Here is a 16015-nt window from a genome sequence, read left to right on the forward strand (position 1 = left end):
TTAAAGCCTCCGGGACGCACAGGCAAGCGCACAGATCAGAGCACCTGGCCGGGCTGATCGCCCCCAGGTCCGGGAACGATCAACCCGCTGCTGCGTTACACCATCTCGTTGAGAATCCACTCGATCACCGACGTACGCTTGGGTGCCCAGCCCAGCAGTTCCCGGGCTTTCTTGCCGCGTACCCGGCTGTTGGAACCCAGGCCATAGTTGGCCATTTCATAACCCCACTCGGCCTCGGCGTCAGCCAGCGGCCAGTCCTGCGGCTCGCCCAGGTTCAGGGCCCGGGCCATGGCGGTGGTCATCTCGATAAACGCGGCCTCACCGCTTTCCACGAAGTAGAAGGCGCCCGCCGGGGTCTTGGTCAGTGCCAACAGATACAGCGCCACCACATCATCGATATGCACGTTGGACCAGATGTTCCGGCCCGTGCCGACATGGCGCACCACACCACTCTTGCGCGCCTGCTTGAGCAGTCGCGGCAACTGCACGCTGTCGCGGTTCACGCCCCGGCTGTGGCCGTAGATCAGCGTGTTGCAGAGCACCGCCGAGCGCACGCCGAAGGCGGCCGCGCCCAGGACCAGGTTGTCGATGGCCACGCGCGCGGCCTTGTCGACAGTCGGTTCGGGCAGTTGGTCTTCATAGTAAATGTGGTCGCTGGCCAGGCCGCCGGAGGCATCACCGACAATGCTCGAACCGCTGGTGTGCAGGAACACCTTGTCGGAGCCGCGCAGGGCGCCGAGCAAGGCTTCCACCGCCCCCCGATGGTCGCTGCTGGCGGCGTTGATCACCGCGTCGGCCTGGCGTGCCTGTTCAGCGAGCAATAGGCTGTCATCCAGGGTACCGATGACAGGGGTGATGCCCAGGCGCCGCATTTCTTCAGCCTGCTCGGCGCTGCGCACAAGGCCCGTGACCTGATGACCGGCCTTGACCAGGCCAGTGGCGATGGAGCCGCCGATAAAGCCGGCGGCGCCGGTAATGAAAACGTTCATGGAGAAACTCCGTGCGTGGGTCAGTGATGGACCCAGTATCGAAGACTTATCCGTGCCGAATAAGCCTATGCGACCCAATTCACTCTTGCGCAGGCGTCACGAATGATCTGAAAGCATCAGATCCGCCCCCCCCATGCCGACACCTACACGGCATACCCCGCCAGCTTGTCCTGGATGAAATCGAGGAAGCACTGAATCCGTAACGCCAGCTGCGAGTTTCGGTAGTACACCGCGTGAATCGGCTGGCGATAGCCGCTGTTGGCCTCGGGCAGAATCACCCGCAGGCGCCCGGCCTGGATGTCCTGATGGGTCATGAAATGCGACAGGCAGACAATGCCCTGCCCTTCCAGGGCCAACTGGCGCAACGTCTCGCCGCTGGACGCGCTGATGCCAGGCTGGATCTGCCAGCGATCACCCTGGGCATGCCGCAAAGGCCAGTGGTTCAGGCTTTCGGTCTGGGTAAACCCGAGCAATGTATGCCCGGACAACTCGCTGACGCTGGCTGGCAGCCCATGCTTTTCCAGATACGCGGGGCTGGCGAGGATATTCAGCGGGCTGCTGCCCAGGGAACGCGCGTGCAGGGTCGAATCCGCCAGGTTGCCGATACGAATGGCGATATCGGTACTTTGCTCCAGCAGGTCGATGATCAGGTCGTTGCTGTTGAGCTCCAACTGGATATCCGGATACAGGCGGCGAAACTCCGCGATATAGGGCACCACCGCATGCAACATGAAGGGCGAAGCGGCATTGATCCGCAGGCGCCCGGCCGGCCTGCGCTGACGCAAGGACAGGCGCTCCTCCAGCTCATCCATCTGCTCCAGGATCTGCTTGGCTCGCTCGAAGAAAAACTTGCCCTCCTCGGTCAGGTCCATGCGCCGCGTGGTGCGGTTGATCAAGGTGGTCTCCAACTTGGCCTCGAGCCGCGACAGGCTCCGGCTGACCGCCGATGGCGTCTGGCCAACCTGTTCGGCTGCGGCGGAAATCGAGCCGCACTCGATGACACACACAAAGATCTGCAATTCATCGGATCTGGCTTTCACCTGTGTTCCTCATGGAAAACTCGCTCGACAATCGCCCTATTCAGCGGCTGCGTTATTTTGTCTGAAATGTATTAATCCAAACACAATTATTACATTGTCAGTGCCGCTCTCCAGATAAACTTCCCTTAACTAACTTCGGCACTTAAATGCCTATTGACACCAATATCCCGACACAAACCAGCCTATTCCCCGCCACTCTCTTCTTCAAGACGGACTGTTTTGTCCCCAGGGATAATTCATTATTTCAGAAACCCCAATCATCAATTATTCTCAGCCACACAAGAATTACACTACAAAAATTGGGATGGCCCCCTCAATTCAGAGAGAAGTCCTACTCATTACACCGACAACAGGGCCGGATTGCCGCCCTGCTGGAGTTGAGCGCAGCTATCACCTGTCCATCAGTGCCCTGGTATTCGGCGTGCCGGTGTTTTCGACGGAGGATCTGAGCCCCGGCAAGTACACGGCACTGGCCGGGATGGGGCAGATGCATGCCCTGCCGCCAGCCGAAGAACTGACGGTGCAATGGTTTACTTCACGACTTGGCAAAACCCGGCCATCGGCGTCGTTAAGCGCCGCAAAGGTGGCGCTGGCCACCTATCGGGACCGGGTCGCGAAGATCATCGCCCAAGGCAAGACCTCGACTCTCAGCGCCCTCAACCGCTTCTGGCAAAACCTGCCTACCTTGCTTGAACATGACGATAACCAGCCCTCGGCACCGACAGAAATTCCAGCACCTACGCTCGACTTTCTGAATATCGAACTCAATGCACGACAGCGACAGATCTTCCTGCTGACCGAACAACTAGCGCTCAGCGAAGCGAAGGTCACGAGACTGCAAGCATCCAACAGCTTCAGAGTCACGGCGCCGCTGCGCTCACTGAGGCGTAGTTTCAGAAAATTGAGAGAGCGATAAATGCAATCCATCCTGAACCTGTCGGCGCTCAAACACGGCACACTCAAGACCGATCCGTATGCATGGGCCGAGATCAGCAACCTGTATTCGGCACAAGACGCCGCGGCTCTGGCCGCGACCTATCCCCACGATCACTTCAAGCCATCAACCGCCGATCAGCAGATGCCCACCCAGCAGGCCCAGCCCGACAAAAAATACTCGTTTGAACAGCGCGGCGCTGACACGTTGGCGCAACCACTGCCCGAACAGCATGCCGAGGATCGCGGGGAGCAATACCAGCAATGAGGCCCCCAGGGCCCCCTCTCCCAGCGCCCCACGCCAGAACAGACCGAGGGCCAGCGCCAGGGTCGAGACAGTGAACGACAGGCCCAGCGCCTGCACCAGTTCATCCTTGTTCAAGCCCAGTGCTTGCAGGTAAGGCACGGCGGGAATCACGAACACGCCGGTGGCCGAGGTGATGATCCCCGTGACCAATCCACAGGCCGGACCCAACCAGCGTTCCGTCCGCGGCCCCACCCCTAGCGTCGGCAGAAACAGGCCACTCAAGGCATACAGGAGCAAGGCGGCGCCCAATCCCCGAACCATCCCATGGCCACCCTCCACCCCACCCAGCCACCACGTGCCGGCGCCGGTGCCGAGGAAGATCGCCAGCAACATCGGCCAGAGCCGTTTGAGCAGGGTCGACAGGTGCCCACCCGCCGCCAGTTGCCAGACATTGGTCAGGGTCGCGGGAATGATCAACAGCGCCGCAGCCTGCGCCGGGGCCATAGCCAGGCCAAGCAGGCCCATGGCAACCGTCGGCAGCCCGAGGCCGATCACCCCCTTGACCATGCCCGCCAGCAGAAAGGTGCCCAGCACCTGCAGGGAAAGGGCCAGGCCCAGGCTTTGGTAAAACTCGAGGAATGTATTCATGCCGACAGACTGGACCCGGGCGGCGAGTTTGAAAATCTGTCATGCATTGAGCTAGCCTCTTGCAAAGAGAGAGGCTGAGCATGCACTTCGACCTGATCGACCTTAGGCTGTACCTGAATATCCTCGACGCCGGCAATATCACCGCCGGGGCGGCGCGCAGCCACCTGTCGCTGCCGGCCGCCAGCGCACGGATACGGGCTCTGGAAACCTCCCTTGGTACGCCGTTCTTCCAGCGTGGCCGCCGTGGCGTCACCCCCACACCCGCTGGCAAGGCATTGGCCCAGCATGCCCGGCTGATGCTGCAACAGGCCGAACGCCTGCGCCAGGACCTCGCCGAATACGCCCACGGCGTGAAAGGCCAGGTCCGCCTGCTGGGCAACAGCGCCGCGATCAGCGAATACCTGCCGGAACGGCTCGCGGACTTTCTGCGCAACCACCCGCATATCGACCTCGACCTGCAGGAGTTACCCAGCCTGCGAATTGTCCACGCCATCAGCCAGGGCGCGGCGGAGATCGGCATCGTCTCCGACGCGGTGGATACCCGGGACTTGCAGACCCGAGCCTTTTGCGACGATCCGCTGGTGGTGGCGATTCCCCTCGGCCACGCCCTGGCGCAACAATCGCACCTGCGCTTCAGCGATACCTTGCGCCACGAACAGGTCGGTCTGCCCGCTGGCAGCGCCCTCGCCGCCTACCTGGAAGAACAGGCCTTGCACCTGGGGATGCGCCTGCAACTGCGGGTGCGGGCCGACGGCTTTGACGGGGTGTTGCGCATGGTCGCGCGCGGTGCGGGTCCCGGCATCGTGCCCCAGGCAACCCTGGATCGTTGGCCGGGTGCGACGGCCTTTGTCAGCCGCCCGTTGCCCGAGCCCTGGGCCCGACGCAAGCTGCTGCTGTGCGCCCGCTCGTTCGAACACCTGCCGGGTTACGCCCGCGCCTTGCTCGATGCGTTATGCGCTCATGGGCAGGTCGATGTCGAACCTGGACAACTGCCCGGTGCCGACGACCGCTAGGGTGCAGGCTTCCTCAAGAACCTGCGCCCGGAGCCCAGCATGTCCAATCCACCGATCACCGTTCTGCGCGACACCCACCCGTTGCCGGTCCTCGATGCCTGCAAATGGGAAAAACTGGCGGGCGACCCGCACACCGTCAACCTCAACGCCTACACCAGCGAAGACGGCAGCAAGATCATGGGCACCTGGATCTGCACCCCGGGCAAATGGCGGGTCGAGTACCTGAAGTGGGAGTACTGCCACTTCCAGGAAGGCTACTGCATCATCACCCCGGACGGCCTGGCGCCGATCCACCTGCGCGCCGGCGATATCTTCGTGATCGAGCCCGGGATGAAAGGCACCTGGGAAGTGGTGGAAACCGTGCGCAAGTATTTCGTCTTCGCCTGATTCCGCCAGCCGGAACAGGCCGCGGGTGAAACGACGGATAACCCTGCCCGTCGTTTCGCCCAGCCCCTCTAGACTGTTTCGCCGAGCGCTGAAACAGCCGCCGCCCTACGATTGGCCAGCACATAAACGATCGCCCCGCTGCCGGCACCGATCAGCCATCCCCAGTCACCGACATTGAAAATCAAGCCGAATGCGCCCAGCAGCGCCAGGCCGATCGACAGGCTTCCCGAAACGATCAGCGCGAACAGGGCCTTGCTGTTCCAGCCGCTCTCGAAATACAGCGAACCCTCGGGCGACAGCGTGTACAAATCCTCCAGCTTGATGACCTGGCGCTTCACCCGATAGTAGTCGGCGACCATGATGCCGAACATCGGCCCCAGCACGGCACCGAAGATACTGACGAATATCGTGATCGCCTGGGGACTCGAGACAAACAGCCATGGGCAGACCAGCACCGACAGGATCGAAGTGATCAAGCCGCCCAGCTTGAAGTTGATTTTCTGCGGCGCCAGATTGGCGATGTCATAGGCCGGCGAGACAAAGTTCGCCACGATATTGATGCCCATGGTGGCGACGATAAAGGTGAGTGCGCCGATGATCGACACCAGGGGGTTATTGATTTTCTCGACAATCAGCACCGGGTCCATGATCGCCTCGCCGAAGACCTTCATCGAACCGCCCGTGACAATCACCGTGATGATCGCAAAAACGATGAAGTTCACCGGTAGGCCCCAGAAGTTGCCCTTTTTCATCACCGTTTCGCTCTTGGCGAAACGGGAAAAGTCGCCGAAGTTCAGCAGCAGCGCGGCGAAGTAGGCGACGATCAGCATCGCGGCACTGGCCATCAGGCCGATCGACTCCAGGCCCGTGAAGTGCTTGTCGGAGAACTGCATCGAGAAGCTGTCCAGGCCGGTCTTGGAGATCATCCAGCCGGCCAGCGCGAACATCACCACATAGACCACCGGGCCGCAGAAATCGATAAATTTGCGGATCGTTTCCATCCCGGCCAGGAAGATCACCAGCTGGAAAAACCACATGAAGGCGAAGCTGATCCAGCCCAGCGTGGACAGCCCCAGCAGGCTGTTATGGGTGAACTCCGCCGCCGAGGGCAGCATCGCGATCACCAGCACCTGCACCGCCTTGGAGGCGAAATAGGTCTGTACCCCATACCAGACGATACCGACGATTCCCCGCACGACCGCGGCGAGATTGGCGCCGCGGACGCCGAAAGACATGCGCGCGACCACCGGAAACGGAATGCCGTACTTTTGCGACGGCCTGCCGATCAGGTTCATCAGGAAGTAGACGATAGTGATCCCGACGATCATCGAGAGCAGCACCTGCCAGCCCGTCAGCCCGAGAAAGAACAGGCTGGCGGCAAAGGTATAACCGCCGACCGAGTGAACGTCGGACATCCACATCGAGAACAGGCTGAACGTCCCCCAGGTTCGCCCCTCCGGCGCCGTGGGCGCCAGGTCCTGGTTGTAGAGCTGGGCGTGCGCGCCGGTGATGACGACCACCGGGACCTGATTTGCATCGATAGACATCGGGGTGACTCCCATGATTTTTCGCATTCTGATTGGCGTTATTTTGAATACAGATGCATGCAAGATTGGCCACAACCGCAAGCCTGATAAACACGCATCAGCAAAATACGCGCCAGAAAAACCATGAGCTGTCTGATGGACGCTCACAAATCTGACCTTGAAATGACCGTGCTGCCTGGAGACTTTCCGATTGGTACAACTGAAGGCTTTAAAAATGGATACATCCAATGAATAAAATTGTTCATTGAAGTGTTCGATCAGCGTAGACGCTTATTTTTCGGGCACGGGCTTTCCGATCCCTTTTTGGGTTCGAAATCCTGCTGAAGAGTATTTGGACGATACGGGTGTCGCCGTTTGATAGCGCCCAGGCGCGAGTCCGGTGCAACCGTTGCGCCAATCTGGTGCCTGCTGGAGCCTGCTGGAGCCTGCTGGAGCCTGCTTCCGGCACTGGGCCACTCCCCCGACCCGAAAGCTATCAGCCTGATTAGTTAATTCAATCATCACGTTCTGTGGGCGGTAACATTACTATGCCAGTATCGCGACATTCGGAAAGAACCCACCCCGCTTCCAGCCCCCTTCCCTTATCGACCCTATCCAGGAGCCGTTCGTCATGCTGTTGAGGAACCTCAAGATCCCTGTGCGCTCCGCCCTGAGCTTCGCTGCCATCACCTTGCTGCTGGTCATCCTCGGCTTGTTCTCCCTGTCGAACATGAAGTCGATTCGTGGTCTGGCCGCGCAACTGGAAGAGCACTCCATGTCGGGCGTTATCGCCGCCGACCGGGTCAATGCCACGGGCCTGAAGCTGCTGCTGGAAAGCCGTCGACTGATCGCCCAGACCAACTCCCCCAACCATGACGCTACCGTGCAGAACATCCGCACCCTGCGCGCCGATCTGCTCACTCAACTGCAGAGTTACAGCGCCTACATCAGCAGCGACCAGGAACGCCAACTGTTCAAGGTGGTCAGCGACGGTATCCAGCGCCTGACGCGCTTGGCCGACAGCTGCATCGACTTCAGCCAGAAAGGCCAGTACGCCGAAGCCGCCGCCCTGCTCGACGAGCAGATCCCCCTGAACAAACAGATGCAGCAAGCGATCGACCAGTTGGTGCAGTTGAATATCGACGGCGCCAGGCAGTCCGGTCGGGACTCCGACCAGACCTACCACAACAGCTTCAACGTCATTGTCGCGCTGATCATCGTCGCCGCCCTCGCCACGCTGGCCCTGGCGTTTTTCTTCACCCGCAGCATCGTCGAGCCACTGAAATACGCGCTGACGATCAACGACACCATTGCCCGTGGCGACCTGCGCAGCGAGATCGTGATCGAGGGCCAGGACGAGCTCTCGACCCTGTTGAAATCGGCCAGGACCATGCAGGACAACCTGCGCGAGACCATCCGCCTGATCGGCGATTCGTCCACGCAACTGGCATCGGCCGCCGAACAGATGAGCAGCGTGACCGGCGAATCCAGTCGCGGCCTGCAACGCCAGAACCAGGAAATCGAACAGGCCGCCACGGCGGTGAACCAGATGACCGTCGCCGTCGACGCCGTGGCCCGCAATGCCGCTACGGCCTCGGACGCGGCGCGCTCATCCGGCCAGTCGAGCAATGTCGGCTCGGACCGGGTGATGCACACTGTCGCCGCCATCGAAAAACTCAGCGCCACCGTGCAAAGCACCAGCGGTGACGTCCAGCAACTGGCGGCGCAGTCCCAGGACATCAGCCAGGTTCTGGAAGTGATCCGCACCATCGCCGAGCAGACCAACCTGCTGGCCCTCAACGCCGCCATCGAGGCCGCCCGGGCCGGCGAGCAGGGCCGTGGCTTTGCGGTGGTGGCCGACGAGGTGCGCGCGCTGGCCGGGCGCACCCAACAGTCGACCGGGGAAATCTCGCAGATCATCGAGCGCATTCGCCAGGGCACCGAGCAGGTCACCGGCGCCATGCAGGACAGTTGCCAGGAAGCCCAGGACACCCTGCGCATCGCCCACGAAGCGGGCGCCGCGCTGACGGAAATCTCCACGGCGATCAACCAGATCAACGAGATGAACCTGCGCATCGCCGCCGGCTCCGAGGAGCAGGCTGAAGTGGCACGCACCGTGGACCGCAACCTGACGAGCATTCGCGATCTGTCCGTGCACAGCGCCACCGGCGCCCAGCAGACCTCGGTGGCGAGTACCGAACTGTCGCGACTGGCGGCCGATATGCATCGCTTGGTGGCGCGCTTCAGTCTCTGAGGTTGACGCTTAGAACAGCCCCAACTGCCCGCCGATCAGGGTGCTGAAATCGTCCTGGACAAAGGGCAGGATCGCATCCGCCACCGGCTGTAGCTGCCGGGTGATGTAGTGGTCGTAGTCGATCGGCGCGCGGCGTATCTCCAGCGGCTCGGGGCCGGCCAGGGTGATCACGTAGCTGATCCAGCCACCGTTCTGGTACTGCCGGGGCCGGCCTTGGGCATCGTTGTACTCATCGGCCAGGCGTGCCGCCCGCACATGGGGCGGCACATTGCGCTGGTAGTCGCCCAACTGGCGACGTAGGCGCTTGCGATAGACCAGCCGGTCGTCCAGTTCGCCCGCCAGAGTCCGGCGCACGTAGTCACGTACATAATCCTGATACGGCATCCGGTCGAAGATCCGCCGGTACAGCTCCTGCTGGAAATCCTGGGCCAGGGGCGACCAGTCGCTGCGTACGGTTTCCAGGCCCTTGTAGATCATCTCCTGGGTACCGTCGGCACGGGTTACCAACCCGGCATAACGTTTCTTGCTGCCCTCCTCGGCACCGCGAATGGTCGGCATCAGGAAGCGGCTGAAGTGGGTTTCGAATTGCAGCTCCAGAGCGCTGTCCAGCCCGAGCTCCTGTTGCAGGTGTTCGCGCCACCATTGGTTGACCTGGGCCACCAGGCTGCGACCGATCTGCGCCGCGTCTTCATCGCTGTGGGCTCGCTTGAGCCAGACGAAGGTGGAGTCGGTGTCGCCATAGATCACCGCGTAACCCTGAGCTTCGATCAGCTCGCGGGTGCGCCGCATGATCTCGTGACCGCGCAGGGTGATGGACGACGCCAGGCGCGTATCGAAGAAGCGGCAGCCGCTGGAACCGAGTACGCCGTAGAAAGCGTTCATGATGATTTTCAGCGCCTGGGACAGCGGCGCATTGTGTTCGCGCTTGGCCGTCTCCCGGCCCTGCCAGACGCTCTCGACAATGGCCGGCAGACAATGCCGCGTACGGGAGAAACGCGCGCCGCGAAAGCCGGGAACCGAGTCACTGTCGTCGGGATGGCGCAAACCTTCCACCAGCCCCACCGGGTCGATCAGGAAGGTGCGGATGATCGACGGATAGAGGCTTTTGTAATCGAGCACCAACACCGATTCGTACAGGCCGGGCCGCGAGTCCATGACAAAACCGCCGGGGCTGGCTTCGGGAGTGCGCTCCCCCAGGTTCGGCGCGACAAAGCCCTGGCGATGCATCAACGGCAGGTAGAGGTGGGTGAACGCCGCCACGGAGCCGCCGCTGCGGTCGGTGGGCAAACCGGTGACCGTGGCGCGCTCGAGCAGGAAGGTCAGCAACTGGGTCTTGTCGAAGATCCGCGTCACCAGCTCGCAGTCCTTGAGGTTGTAGCGCGCCAGGGCGGGCTTGTCCTCGGCGAACATGCGGTCGATCTCGTCCATGCGCTGGTACGGGTTGTCGATGGACTTGCCCTCGCCCAGCAGGTGTTGCGCGACATATTCGAGGCTAAAGGAAGGAAAGCTCCAGGTGGCCGAGCGCAGGGCCTCTATGCCGTCGATGATCAAGCGGCCGGCGGCGGCCGCGAAGTAGTGGGTGTTGCGCGCGCCGTTGTCGCGCCAGCCCATGACGTCGCCGCCACGTCCCAGGCGCAGCGGCACCTTCAGGCTCTCGGCGTGTTCGTGCAGGACGCGCAGGTCGAACTGCACCAGGTTCCAGCCGATGATCGCGTCCGGGTCATGGAGGGCCAGCCAGTCGTTCAGGGCTTCGAGCAAGCCGGCGCGGGTGTCGCGGTACTCGAACTTGAAATCGACCTGGGTGGCATCGCCGTTGGCCGGTCCCAGCATGTACACCTGACGCTCGCCGCAGCCTTCCAGGGCGATGGAATACAGTTCGCCCTGCATGGTGGTTTCAATATCCAGGGATACCAGCTTCAGGCGCGGGCGATAGCCCGGCGCCGGTTTCATCTGGGTATCGAGCAGCGGGCCGTCAACGTTGGCGGTGCCGCCGAACTGGACCGGCGCGGTGATAAAGCGCTCCATCAGGAAGCGCTCGGGCGGGCGGATATCGGCTTCATAGACATCGACGCCGCCCTTGCGCAGCAGCTTCTCGATATTCATCAGTTGCCGATGTTGCTGGCAATACAGGCCGAGGATGGGGCGATGATGGAAGTCGAGCAGTTCCAGGGGACGCAACTCGACTCCACGCTCACCACGCAGCAAGGCTTCGGCACGTTGGCGATGGGCGACGGGAATGAAAGCGACGGAGGGTTGCGGCGGTAGCCGGACATGCCGGGGACCGTTGTCGGTGGCCAGCCAGAACTCGACCTGCGTGCCCGTGGGGGTGTCGCGCCAATGCCGGGTCAGGACAAAACCCTGCTGTAGATCCACCACCCGCACCTCGAAAGCATTTTCAGGGGGATGATTCTACGCGTCATGGACGGACAGGTGTGCGGATCCGGCCCCGTTCAGGCCCTCAAGAACACTGAAGACCTGTAGGAGCGTGGCTTGCCCGCGAAGCTTTTAGCGGTCTCACGGGCCTCTTCGCGGGCAAGCCACGCTCCTACAGTTTTGTGTCGTACGTTTAGGCGCGTTCGGCGAGAAACCGTAGCCCCCACTTAAGGTTTGCGATAAGCGTTGACGATCGCCGAGAAATCCAACCCCCCTTCCCCACGCAAACTCATCGCCTGGTAAAGCTGCTGCGCCACCGCGCCCAGCACCACCGGCTGATGCGCCTGACGCGCCGCTTCCGTCGCCAGCCCCAGATCCTTCAACATCAACTCGGCCCCGAAACCACCGGTATACCCCCGCGATGCCGGCGCCGTATCGACGATCCCCGGCCAGGGGTTATAGGTCTCCGAACTCCAGCAACGTCCGGTGGAACTGTTGATCACCCCGGCCAGCACCTGGGTGTCGATCCCCAGCGCCGCGCCGAGGGCCATGGCTTCACTGACCCCGACCATGGAAATGCCCAGCAGCAGGTTGTTGCAGATCTTGGCGATCTGCCCGGTGCCCACTTCGCCGCAATGGACGATATTGCGGCCCATCTGCGCCAGCACCGGTTGCAGGGTGGTGAACAGCTCCTGGGAAGCCCCGACCATAAAGGTCAGGGTCCCGGCCGCCGCACCGCCGGTCCCGCCGGACACCGGCGCATCGCCCATCGCCACGCCCTGCCTGGCCGCCGCCGCCGCAACATCCTTGGCGGTCTGCGGATCGATGGTGCTGCAATCCACCGCCGGCACGCCCCGACCGATACCGGCCAGCACACCCTCCTCACCCAACCAGACGCTACGCACATGGGCAGCGGCCGGCAGCATGGTGATCACCAGCTCGCTGCCCTGAGCGGCAACTTTCGGCGATTCGCTGATGGTCCCGCCGAGGGCCGCCAACTCTTCCAGCACAGTCTTGTTCAGGTCGAACAGATTCAGGCTGTGCCCGGCCTTGATCAGGTTGCGCGCCATTGGCGCGCCCATATTGCCCAAGCCGATAAATGCAATCTTCATGGCAGATTCCTCGCTCAGCGCAGATTGATGGTGGTGTTCACACCATGGTTGACACTGTCATCGTCGAACCAGCGACTGGTGACCGTCTTGGTCTGAGTGTAGAACTGCACCACCTGCTTGCCGTAGGGACCGAGGTCGCCGAGCTTGGAACCGCGCGAACCGGTGAAGCTGAAGAACGGCACCGGCACCGGAATCGGGATATTGATGCCGACCTGGCCGACGTCGATTTCGCTCTGGAACTTGCGCGCCGAGGCGCCGCTCTGGGTAAACAGGCCAGTGCCATTGCCGAACGGGTTGGCGTTGACCAGGGCGATCGCCTCGTCGAGGGTGTCGACTTCCAGCACCACCAGCACCGGGCCGAAGATTTCCTGGGTGTAGATCTGCATATCGGTGGTCACCCCGGAGAACAGGGTCGGGCCGACAAAGTTACCCTGCTCGAAGCCCGGCACCTGGATATCGCGACCGTCCAGCTCCAGCTTGGCGCCTTCCTTGATACCGCTTTCGATCAGGCTCAGCACACGCGCTTTCGCGCGCTTGGAAATCAGCGGACCGACATCGGTGCCCGCCTCGCTGCCGGCATTGACCTTGAGTTTCAGCGCCAGGGCCTTGAGGTCCGGCAACCATTGTTTCGCCGCGCCCACCAGCACCACCACCGAAGTCGCCATGCAGCGCTGGCCAGCCGCGCCGAAACCGGCACCGACCAGGGCATTGAGGGTTTGTTCACGGTTGGCATCGGGCAGCACCACCGCATGGTTCTTCGCGCCCATCATCGACTGCACGCGCTTGCCGTGGCGGCCGGCGAGGTCGTAGACATGGGTGCCGACGGCCGTCGAACCGACGAAGGAAACAGCCTTGATGTCCTTGTGGGTGCACAGCGCATCCACCACTTCCTTGCCGCCATGCACCACGTTGAGCACGCCTGGCGGTACACCGGCTTCCAACGCCAGCTCCACCAGCAGCAGCGTCGACAGCGGGTCCTGCTCGGACGGCTTGAGGACGAAGGTGTTACCGCAGGCAATCGCCATCGGGAACATCCACAGCGGAATCATCGCCGGGAAGTTGAAGGGGGTGATCCCGGCACAGACACCGATGGGCTGGCGCAGGGTGTAGGTATCGACACCACCGGCGACGTTCTCGGCGAACTCGCCCATCTGCAGGGTGCCGATGGAGCAGGCGTGTTCCACCACTTCCAGGCCACGGAAGATATCGCCTTCGGCGTCGGCAATGGTCTTGCCCTGCTCGGCGCTGAGGACTACGGCGATGCGCTTGGAGTGTTCGCGGATCAGCGCCTGCAGCTTGAGCATGATGCGCATGCGCGCGCCGATGGGGGTCAGCTTCCAGGTCTGGAAGGCGCGGTGCGCGGCGTCGATGGCGGCGTTGACTTCAGCGGCGGTGGCGAACGGGACTTTGGCCAGGACTTCCTGGGTCGCCGGATTGACGATGTCGTGCCATTCACTGGTCTGGGATTCGACCCACTCGCCATTGATCAGCAGCTTGGCGGTCTTGAGGGTGGTGTCGGGCTTGAGAGAAACGTTCATTGAAGTCTCCTGAATTATTGTGGGGCCGAATCCGAGGCGGGCGAGGCAGCGCCCGAGCATGGTGACTGGACTGTTTTTGGAGTATAGATGTGCGTTCTTCTAATAAGAATGCACATAAAAACCGGACCAACATGCAAAAAAACATCACGTCTTTGGGTTCATTGAACTGGGACGACCTGAAGTTTTTCCTCGAGGTCGCCCGTACCCGCAAGGCCAGCAGCGCGGCCAAGCGCCTGGCGGTGGACTACACCACGGTGTCGCGCCGCATCAGCTCACTGGAGGGTGCGCTAGGCACCTTGCTCTTCGAAAAATCCCGGACCAACGGTTTTGTGCTGACCGCCGAGGGCCAGCGTTTGCTGGGCTATGCGGAGTCCATCGAAAGCACCTTGCACATGGCTTGCGAGCAGGTCTCGGGGTCTGGCGTGGCGCTGTCGGGGCATGTGCGGATGGGCTGCACGGAGGGTTTCGGCAGTTTTTTCATCACCCCGCAGTTGAGTCATTTCGTCGACGCGTATCCGGCGATTTCCGTCGATATCCTGCCGTTGCCGCACTTCATCAGTTTGTCCAAGCGCGAGGCGGATATCGTTATCGCGCTGGAGCGCCCGGAGCATGGTCCGTATGTATGCTGCAAGCTGTGCGACTACCGGCTACAGCTCTATGCGACCCAGGAGTATCTGGACCAGCATCCGCCGATCCGCCGTGCCAGTGATTTGGGGCGGCATCGGTTTGTCAGCTATGTGGATGACCTGGCGTTCAGCAATGAGCTGCTGTACCTGGCCAATGCCCTGCCGAATGCCACGGCCAACTTGCGCAGCACCAGCGTGATTGCGCAGTTCGTCGCGGCGCAGCAGGGCCGGGCGCTGGCAATCCTGCCGTGTTTCCTCGCGGCCCAGGACCCGAGGCTGCTGCCGGTGCTGGCGGATGAAGTGAATATCACCCGGCAGTTCTGGATGTACTGCCGGGAGGATCTGCGCAAGTTGAAGCGCATTACCTTGTTGTGGGATTACATTCGGGATGTGACGGAGCGCAATCAGGCGCTGTTGATGGGGGAAACCCGGAGCATGGTTTTCCACGATTGAGACCGGGTGCGATCCCTTGTGGGAGCTGGCTTGCCGGCGATGGCGTCATTACGGGCGACTCAAGCCTCCAGGGCCCCATCGCAGGCAAGCGCAATTCGGCACTGCGGAAGAAGTCTTCACTCAGCTCGGGGATTTCGCTGGTGTCGATATCCTGGTCGTTCAGCTTGGCCAGGTGCTCCCAGTCAGTTTTCGATGTTTTCGACATAGTGTCTGGCCTCCTGTTTGGAAGATTTTCGGGCACACCAGATGCTCGGCAAGACCGGGCGCGGTCCCTTGTAGGAGCAGGGCTTGCCCGCGAAGGGGCCCTCAAGATCGCTAAAAGCTTCGCGGGCAAGCCACGCTCCTACAGGTTTGTGTGGTGTTTTCAGATCCGCGTTTTTCCGATCAGGCCTGCAAGGCGCTTGGCTGACGATCCGTGAATCGCCCCTGCATTGCATCCAACGCATCGCAGCCATCCTGCAATAACAGATAGGCCGCTGAGGCGAAGTGTTGGAGATCGCGGTCGCAGGTATTGCCGATGCTCATGCAGGTCAGGCTGTGGCTCAGGTCGCGAGCCGCCTTCAGGCGCTGTATGGCAAATTCGTAGAGATTGCGCACCGGGACATCAATCTTGAGGTAGAGCACCGGGGCGTCAGTGAGGTTGCTTTGTAGCGGGTGGAAATTGGTCATGATTCAAATCCAAAGTATGTAGGCTGAATAGCGACCACCCTTTTGCGGCTAAACAAGTGAGGGTGGCAGCTGCACGCGGGTTAGCCGACCGGGACATACTTTGGGACAACCCGGCACACCCGAAGATGTCCCGCGCACAGCCGCCATAGCAAAACGCAAAGCGACAAAAAGCGCCCGCATTGTACTGGAGGCGCTTGTGCATCCAAT

13 protein-coding genes and 1 pseudogene are annotated in these 16015 nt (G+C 61.8%); 5 read left to right on the top strand and 9 right to left on the bottom strand.

The window, feature by feature from the left end; all coding sequences use genetic code 11:
• Positions 1-95: 95 nt before the first annotated feature.
• The gene (locus M5C01_RS06100) at positions 96-989 is read right to left on the bottom strand and encodes an NAD-dependent epimerase/dehydratase family protein (protein WP_152737659.1); all 894 of its coding nucleotides are present in this window, start codon (positions 987-989) and stop codon (positions 96-98) included.
• A 143-nt stretch (positions 990-1132) separates the two neighbouring features.
• Positions 1133-2029: a LysR family transcriptional regulator gene (locus M5C01_RS06105; protein ID WP_177098595.1), complete on the bottom strand. Its 897-nt coding sequence runs from the start codon at positions 2027-2029 to the stop codon at positions 1133-1135.
• Positions 2030-2333: 304 nt separating this feature from the next.
• Here M5C01_RS06105 and M5C01_RS06110 point away from each other — a divergent pair, with 304 nt between their 5' ends.
• Positions 2334-2945, top strand: coding sequence for a hypothetical protein (locus M5C01_RS06110; protein ID WP_152737660.1), 612 nt, complete (start codon positions 2334-2336; stop codon positions 2943-2945).
• A gap of 144 nt (positions 2946-3089) precedes the next feature.
• On the opposite strand, the gene M5C01_RS06115 is transcribed toward M5C01_RS06110, so the two are convergent.
• Positions 3090-3857: a sulfite exporter TauE/SafE family protein gene (locus M5C01_RS06115; RefSeq protein WP_152737661.1), complete on the bottom strand. Its 768-nt coding sequence runs from the start codon at positions 3855-3857 to the stop codon at positions 3090-3092.
• Positions 3858-3937: 80 nt separating this feature from the next.
• Between M5C01_RS06115 and M5C01_RS06120 the strand changes: the two genes are divergently transcribed.
• The gene (locus tag M5C01_RS06120; RefSeq protein ID WP_152737662.1) at positions 3938-4870 is read left to right on the top strand and encodes a LysR family transcriptional regulator; all 933 of its coding nucleotides are present in this window, start codon (positions 3938-3940) and stop codon (positions 4868-4870) included.
• 39 nt (positions 4871-4909) lie between these two features.
• Positions 4910-5257 carry a cupin domain-containing protein gene (locus M5C01_RS06125; protein ID WP_103496138.1) on the top strand — a complete coding sequence of 116 codons (348 nt, stop codon included), beginning with the start codon at positions 4910-4912 and terminating at the stop codon, positions 5255-5257.
• Positions 5258-5325: 68 nt separating this feature from the next.
• Here the strand turns inward: M5C01_RS06125 and M5C01_RS06130 are convergent, their stop codons facing one another.
• Entirely contained in the window at positions 5326-6804 is a 1479-nt protein-coding gene (locus M5C01_RS06130) for an NCS1 family nucleobase:cation symporter-1 (protein WP_152737663.1), read from the bottom strand.
• 610 nt (positions 6805-7414) lie between these two features.
• Between M5C01_RS06130 and M5C01_RS06135 the strand changes: the two genes are divergently transcribed.
• Positions 7415-9037, top strand: a complete 1623-nt coding sequence (locus M5C01_RS06135; RefSeq protein WP_248764288.1) for a methyl-accepting chemotaxis protein — start codon at positions 7415-7417, stop codon at positions 9035-9037.
• A gap of 9 nt (positions 9038-9046) precedes the next feature.
• On the opposite strand, the gene M5C01_RS06140 is transcribed toward M5C01_RS06135, so the two are convergent.
• From M5C01_RS06140 to M5C01_RS06150, 3 genes are all read right to left on the bottom strand, one after another.
• Positions 9047-11410 (bottom strand): DNA polymerase II, encoded by a 2364-nt coding sequence (locus tag M5C01_RS06140; protein ID WP_178129783.1) that lies wholly within the window; start codon positions 11408-11410, stop codon positions 9047-9049.
• A 227-nt stretch (positions 11411-11637) separates the two neighbouring features.
• Positions 11638-12522 (bottom strand): 3-hydroxyisobutyrate dehydrogenase, encoded by an 885-nt coding sequence (gene mmsB / locus M5C01_RS06145; protein ID WP_152737664.1) that lies wholly within the window; start codon positions 12520-12522, stop codon positions 11638-11640.
• A gap of 14 nt (positions 12523-12536) precedes the next feature.
• Complete coding sequence (locus M5C01_RS06150) at positions 12537-14060, bottom strand: CoA-acylating methylmalonate-semialdehyde dehydrogenase (protein WP_152737665.1); 1524 nt, start codon at positions 14058-14060, stop codon at positions 12537-12539.
• 131 nt (positions 14061-14191) lie between these two features.
• Here M5C01_RS06150 and M5C01_RS06155 point away from each other — a divergent pair, with 131 nt between their 5' ends.
• Positions 14192-15139 carry a LysR family transcriptional regulator gene (locus M5C01_RS06155; RefSeq protein ID WP_103496134.1) on the top strand — a complete coding sequence of 316 codons (948 nt, stop codon included), beginning with the start codon at positions 14192-14194 and terminating at the stop codon, positions 15137-15139.
• An 82-nt stretch (positions 15140-15221) separates the two neighbouring features.
• Here M5C01_RS06155 and M5C01_RS06160 read toward each other — a convergent pair.
• Positions 15222-15344, bottom strand: a pseudogene (locus tag M5C01_RS06160) (3-oxoacyl-ACP synthase); the annotation flags it as partial.
• Positions 15345-15523: 179 nt separating this feature from the next.
• A complete protein-coding gene (locus M5C01_RS06165) occupies positions 15524-15808 on the bottom strand; it encodes a hypothetical protein (RefSeq protein ID WP_152737667.1) in 285 nt (94 codons plus the stop codon).
• Positions 15809-16015: the final 207 nt, after the last annotated feature.

This window comes from Pseudomonas sp. MWU12-2319, assembly GCF_023242525.1.
GTDB classification, from domain to species: Bacteria; Pseudomonadota; Gammaproteobacteria; order Pseudomonadales; family Pseudomonadaceae; genus Aquipseudomonas; species Aquipseudomonas gingeri_D.

What these genes read in the sequence shown, in the direction of transcription:
- M5C01_RS06130 (WP_152737663.1), bottom strand. Translation starts at nt 6,804, where the DNA reads ATGTCTATCGATGCAAATCAGGTCCCGGTGGTCGTCATCACCGGCGCG.
- M5C01_RS06135 (WP_248764288.1), top strand. Translation starts at nt 7,415, where the DNA reads ATGCTGTTGAGGAACCTCAAGATCCCTGTGCGCTCCGCCCTGAGCTTC.
- M5C01_RS06120 (WP_152737662.1), top strand. Translation starts at nt 3,938, where the DNA reads ATGCACTTCGACCTGATCGACCTTAGGCTGTACCTGAATATCCTCGAC.
- M5C01_RS06125 (WP_103496138.1), top strand. Translation starts at nt 4,910, where the DNA reads ATGTCCAATCCACCGATCACCGTTCTGCGCGACACCCACCCGTTGCCG.
- M5C01_RS06165 (WP_152737667.1), bottom strand. Translation starts at nt 15,808, where the DNA reads ATGACCAATTTCCACCCGCTACAAAGCAACCTCACTGACGCCCCGGTG.
- mmsB (WP_152737664.1), bottom strand. Translation starts at nt 12,522, where the DNA reads ATGAAGATTGCATTTATCGGCTTGGGCAATATGGGCGCGCCAATGGCG.
- M5C01_RS06115 (WP_152737661.1), bottom strand. Translation starts at nt 3,857, where the DNA reads ATGAATACATTCCTCGAGTTTTACCAAAGCCTGGGCCTGGCCCTTTCC.
- M5C01_RS06155 (WP_103496134.1), top strand. Translation starts at nt 14,192, where the DNA reads ATGCAAAAAAACATCACGTCTTTGGGTTCATTGAACTGGGACGACCTG.
- M5C01_RS06110 (WP_152737660.1), top strand. Translation starts at nt 2,334, where the DNA reads ATGGCCCCCTCAATTCAGAGAGAAGTCCTACTCATTACACCGACAACA.
- M5C01_RS06150 (WP_152737665.1), bottom strand. Translation starts at nt 14,060, where the DNA reads ATGAACGTTTCTCTCAAGCCCGACACCACCCTCAAGACCGCCAAGCTG.
- M5C01_RS06100 (WP_152737659.1), bottom strand. Translation starts at nt 989, where the DNA reads ATGAACGTTTTCATTACCGGCGCCGCCGGCTTTATCGGCGGCTCCATC.